We start from the raw sequence: 880 nt of genomic DNA on the forward strand, positions 1-880 counted from the left end.
ACTAGAGCGTCGGGCAGTTTCTTTGAATCTGACGATTCCCCTGGCTTCGATTTTATGATTCAACATGGCAGGAGGACTTGCCATGTCTCGCGCCTATTCTTCGGACCTTCGCCAACGGATTGTTGATGCGATCACGCAAGGCCAAACGCGTCGGGCAGCCGCTGCTGCTTTCAAAGTCTCGCCCGCCACGGCTGTTCGGCTTAAGCAGCGGGCGGATCGAACGGGCTCGGTCGAGCCCTCCCGGCGCGGTCGGCCCAGCGGCAGCGGCAAATTGGGCCCGGTCCGGGATGCCATTATCGCCAAGGTAGAGGCGCAACCGGATATAACCATGCCCGACCTGGCGACTTGGCTGGTAGAGCATCATGGTGTGAAAGCTGATCCTTCGAACCTGTCGAAGCTTCTTTGCCGGGCGGGCTTCAGCTTTAAAAAAAACACTGCTGGCATCGGAACGCGCACGCGCCGATGTGCGCCGGGAGCGCGATGAGTGGCGCAAACGTCGCCAACCCGCTATGCAACAGAGCCCCGGACGTCTCGTCTTCGTAGATGAGACTTCGGTCAAGACCAACATGACACCACTGCGTGGCCGTAGCATCAAGGGCAAGCGCCTTCAGGCGGATGCGCCTTTCGGCAAATGGCACACCCAAACCTTTGTCGCCGGTCTGCGCTGCGATGGCATCACGGCACCCTTTGTCGTCGATGGGGCCATGGATGGAGCCAAGTTCGACACCTATGTGCGAACTCAACTCGCACCGACGCTTGAACCAGGCGACGTGGTGATCTGGGATAACCTCAACGTCCACAAGAGCCCCCGAGCAGCGGCGGCCATCGCTGAGCGGAAGGCATGGATACTCTTCCTGCCGCGATATTCGCCAGACAACAA

General features: G+C 59.7%; 2 protein-coding genes. Both read left to right on the forward strand.

The window, feature by feature from the left end; all coding sequences use genetic code 11:
• Window positions 1–82 precede the first annotated feature (82 nt).
• Window positions 83–484 carry a helix-turn-helix domain-containing protein gene (locus ACCD05_RS31755; protein WP_413397643.1) on the forward strand — a complete coding sequence of 134 codons (402 nt, stop codon included), beginning with the start codon at window positions 83–85 and terminating at the stop codon, window positions 482–484.
• 82 nt (window positions 485–566) lie between these two features.
• Window positions 567–880, forward strand: a 314-nt coding sequence (locus tag ACCD05_RS31760; protein ID WP_413397646.1) for a transposase, incomplete at its 3' end; no start/stop codon positions are given.

The organism is Rhizobium sp. Rhizsp42, assembly GCF_047304155.1.
Classification (GTDB): Bacteria; Pseudomonadota; Alphaproteobacteria; order Rhizobiales; family Rhizobiaceae; genus Rhizobium.

What these genes read in the sequence shown, in the direction of transcription:
- ACCD05_RS31755 (WP_413397643.1), top strand. Translation starts at nt 83, where the DNA reads ATGTCTCGCGCCTATTCTTCGGACCTTCGCCAACGGATTGTTGATGCG.